This is a genomic window from Mycobacterium sp. (genome assembly GCF_032159765.1).
Taxonomy (GTDB): Bacteria; Actinomycetota; Actinomycetes; order Mycobacteriales; family Mycobacteriaceae; genus Mycobacterium.
On record NZ_JAVHWM010000234.1, the window covers coordinates 1 to 3,933 of the forward strand.

A 3,933-nucleotide genomic window follows, 5' to 3' on the forward strand; every position below is an offset into this window, starting at 1 on the left:
CGGCGGCACCTTCTACCTCACCTACACCGGCTGGGACCGGCACACCGCCCGGCTGTGCTTGGCGACCTCGACCGATCTGCGCAGCTGGCACAAGCACGGCCCGATGGTGCCCGGAATCAACACCTTCGCGGGGGTGCGTGAAACGCCCGGGCCGGAGTGGAGCAAGGGCGGGGTGATCTTGCCCGAGCCGGTCGGCGGGCGCTACCTGATGTGGTTCGGTGAGGGAAACATCCACCTCGCCACCTCCACCGATCTGCTGCACTGGCAGCCGGATCCCACACCGGTACTACGGCCCGAGCCGGGCACGTTCATGGGTGATCTCGTGGAGACCGGGCCGCAGCCGATTCGCACCAGGACGGGGCACGTGCTGCTGATGCACAACAGCGCGATCCTCCGACCTGGGGGCGGCGTCTACTACGCCTGCGGCCAGGTGTTGATCGATCCGCACCGGCCGAACGTCGTCGTCGCCAAGCTGACCGAACCGTGGCTGGAGCCCAGCACCCGCGAGGACCGTGAGGGCCTGGTGGACAACGTCACCTTCGTCGAAGGCCTCGTCCACCACCGTGGTACCTGGTTCGCCTACTACGGCCAGAGCGATACCACGATCGGTGTCGCCACGTTCACACCAGCCGACTCACATCTGTCAGCAGTCCCGGAGCAGCCATGACGATCACCTTGCAGACCGGAACGCGGATCATGTTCACCGGCGACTCCGTCACCGACTGCCATCGAGAGGAGACCGACAACCCGCTCGGCTACGGATATCCGCTGCTGGCATCGGGCCAGTGGGGGATGCGGCATCCCGACCGCTCCCCGGTGTGGCTGAACAGCGGCATCTCCGGAAATCGCCTCGCCGACCTGCGGAGCCGCTGGCAGGCCGACGTACTCGACGCACGTCCCGATGTGGTGTCGATCCTGGTGGGGATCAACGACTGCGGGTTCCACTTCTCCCACGACTTCGACGAGGTGACGGCGTCGGAGTACCGCGACGGTTACCACGAGCTGCTGGATCCGCTCGCCGCGGCCGGCGCGCGGCTGATCTTGATCGAGCCGTTCCTGCTGCCGGTCACCGATGAGCAGTGGAAGTGGCGGGAGGATCTCGATGCCAAGATCCAGGTCGTCCGTGAGCTGGCCCGCGAGTACCAGGCTTGGCTGATCGCGGCGGACGGCATGTTCGCCGAGCTCGCCGCGACCACCGGACCGGAGTACTGGGTCTTCGACGGTGTGCACCCGACGGCAGCCGGGCATCAGGCCCTCGCCGAGGCTTGGCTGCGCCAGGTCGCCTAGCCGGGGCTCTAGTGTCGCGATCAGTACATCGGATCCTCGTGCACGATCAACCGGGCGGGAACCTCCAGCCGTTGTGGTGCCCGGGCGGGGTCTGCGAGCCGATCGAAGAGAAGCTTCGCGCCTGCCCGGCCGACGTCATACGGATCGCTGTCGATCACCGAGATGCCGAACGCGGCGGCGAGCTCGAATCGATCAAAGCTGACCACGTCGAGCCGTCGCCGGCCGAACGCCTTGGACTGCAGCAGTCCGGTGCACAGCCGGTTGTTGTCGACGAACACCGCGTCCGGTCGGGCTGTCTCGAGGAGCTCTTCGGCTGCCTGGTACGCATCGGCCTCACTGACCAGGTCGTCACGGACGAGGTCGGCATCGACCGTCAGACCGGCCGCTTCGAGCGCGGCGACGTATCCTGCCCACCGTTCCTCGGCGCCGCTGCCGCTGCGCGGGTGACCCAGGTACGCGATGCGCCGCCGCCCCCGAGCGAGCAGATGCTCGATACCGGCGCGGGTGCTGGCCGCGTTGGTGGTGGTGACCGAGTCCATCGACTCGCCGAGCCCCGGTGGGGGAGAGTCGACGAAAACGATCGCCGAGCCGAATGCGGCCTCGTTCGCCAGATAGCCCAGATCGTTGCCGACCGGGGCGATGATCAGACCCGCGACCCGATGGGCGAACAACGACCGAATGGCGCGGTGCTCAAGCTCTGGGTCGTTCTGGGCGTCGGCGGTGAGGACCAGATAGCCGCGCTCGGTGGCCACCGAGTGAATCCCGCGGAGCATCGGCGCGAAGAACGGGTTCGTACAGTCGCCCAACGTCACGCCGATCGAGGTCATGGCCTGGTTCTTGCGGCGCAGGCCGGCGGCGACGTCGTTCAGCTGGACGCCCAGCCGGTCTGCTTCCGTCACGATGCGCTGGCGGGTGGACTCGCGAACCTTCGGATCACCCCGCAACGCCCGCGACACGGTCTTGATGCTGACTCCCATGGCAGCCGCCACGTCCTCGAGCCGCGGCCGGCGCCGCGGTTCAGCCGGGCCGGAAGACTGTGCCTCCGCAACACCTTGGTCCGTGGTCTGAGCGGCTCCCTCGTCGGTCTGCATGCGGCCAATTCTAATGTCAACGTTGACACCCGAGCCGACCGTACCGCAGCAGGCGAGCTAGGGCTGTCTCGTAACTCATTGCCTGCCCGTGGTGGCGGGCGCGGCGCAGCACCTCGACGGCACCTTCGCGAAGCTGGAGGCCAGCAGCGCCGAGGTCGTCCAGGAGCCCGACCGTGCAGCCGTACGGCGTCCGCGACTGCGCCTTCCGCGAACGCGCGGGCAACATGATCCGCATCCAGGAACTGCGCTGAGCCGTCTGGCAATCGCGCGGCCAGAAACTCCTCGACGTCAGCAGGGCGCCACGACCATTCAAATGCGGTCCAGCCGTCGGGCTGGCGTAAATCGGCGGCGTGGGCCGGGTGGGTGGGCTGTGATCTACTTTCCGGATGCTTCGCGCCTGGATCTCGCTTGTCGACGGACCGCTTCTGCAGGCGACCGAGGCGCCAGCTGTGGAGGCGTTGCACGGGGAGCTGCTCCGGCAGTGGGGGTCGTCGGAGGTGTGGCGGCTGTCGTACGGGCTGCGCAGCGTGATCGTGAAGCGGGGAAGCGACGGTCAGGCGGACGAGGCGGCGGCGTACGAGCGTTTCGTCGTGCCGATGGAGCTGCCGGCACCCAGGTTGATCCACCACGCTCGTGATGGCGACGCAGGTGTGCTGGTGCTGGCCGATGTCGGACGCGTGAACCTGGAGCAGGAACCGTCGGCCGAGGGCTTCCTGGCGGCGGCGGAGTTGGTGGCGACGATCCGGATGCGGTCAGTGGGTGGGACAAGCGAGTTCCCACCGGATCGGGTCAAGGAACTGGCGGACAGGATCGGGCGGATCACCGTCGACCTCGGACCGCTGACAGACGCCCTCGCCGAGCTGCACCGGGTGGCGCCGACCGCTGTCGTGCACGGTGACTTCGTGCCGAAGAATCTGGTCACCGACGGGACGCGCTGGACGGCTGTCGTCTGGCCGCTTGCGTACCTCGCGCCGCACCTGAGTGACCTCTACACACTGCTCCGCGATGCCGTTGCCGTCGGCCACGACCGTGGACCGATCGTTGCGCGCTACCTCGATGCCGCTGGCGCCGATCCCTTCGTCGTCGACCGTCAACTGCTTGTCGGCGGCGCGTGCTTCTGTCTCCGGGCACTGGCCTTCATCACCGACGAGGGCCTCCGGACGATCCCGGACTCCAAGAACTGGATCGACCCACTGCTGGCCGAGCTCGAAGATCTCGTGGAGCAGTTGTCATGAAGCTGCTTGTCCTCGGCGGCACCAAGAACCTCGGCACTTCACCATTGCGTCGACAGCGAGTCGACGTTCGCCTCAGGTTGTGCGCACGCCGGAGGTCAGCAGGGTCCAGCCTGCGCCGCCGTGCCAGTGTCGGCCGGCGTCGAGATGGTCGAGGACTGCTCGCTCGAGACGAGTGCGACGAGGGGCGCTGGCTCGATCAATTCCGGCCTGGCCGAAGACGAACCTGAGGATTCCGTGGTCATCTGGCTTGGGTTGGTAGGCAGGCTGGAAGCGCTGCTGGAACTGGATGATGTTGGACTTGGCTGGCAGGTATTCCGCGA

At 67.4% G+C, this 3,933-nt stretch carries 5 protein-coding genes and 1 pseudogene; 4 read left to right on the forward strand and 2 right to left on the reverse strand.

The annotated features are described in order from the left end of the window. The coding region (locus tag QOH60_RS28535) for a glycoside hydrolase family 130 protein (protein WP_526425256.1) at positions 1-667 on the forward strand (667 nt) is incomplete at its 5' end. Next, positions 664-1,287: an SGNH/GDSL hydrolase family protein gene (locus QOH60_RS28540; protein ID WP_526425257.1), complete on the forward strand. Its 624-nt coding sequence runs from the start codon at positions 664-666 to the stop codon at positions 1,285-1,287. The genes QOH60_RS28535 and QOH60_RS28540, both read left to right, overlap by 4 nt. Before the next feature lie 20 nt (positions 1,288-1,307). Here the strand turns inward: QOH60_RS28540 and QOH60_RS28545 are convergent, their stop codons facing one another. After that, positions 1,308-2,378 carry a LacI family DNA-binding transcriptional regulator gene (locus QOH60_RS28545; RefSeq protein ID WP_526425258.1) on the reverse strand — a complete coding sequence of 357 codons (1,071 nt, stop codon included), beginning with the start codon at positions 2,376-2,378 and terminating at the stop codon, positions 1,308-1,310. Positions 2,379-2,478: 100 nt separating this feature from the next. On the opposite strand from QOH60_RS28545, the pseudogene QOH60_RS28550 reads away from it, so the two are divergent. Further along, positions 2,479-2,629 (forward strand): annotated as a pseudogene (locus QOH60_RS28550) (VOC family protein); the annotation flags it as partial. A 135-nt stretch (positions 2,630-2,764) separates the two neighbouring features. After that, positions 2,765-3,613 (forward strand): phosphotransferase, encoded by an 849-nt coding sequence (locus QOH60_RS28555; RefSeq protein ID WP_526425259.1) that lies wholly within the window; start codon positions 2,765-2,767, stop codon positions 3,611-3,613. Positions 3,614-3,685: 72 nt separating this feature from the next. On the opposite strand, the gene QOH60_RS28560 is transcribed toward QOH60_RS28555, so the two are convergent. Beyond that, on the reverse strand, positions 3,686-3,922 hold the full coding sequence (locus QOH60_RS28560; protein WP_526425260.1) for a hypothetical protein: 237 nt from the start codon (positions 3,920-3,922) through the stop codon (positions 3,686-3,688). Positions 3,923-3,933: the final 11 nt, after the last annotated feature.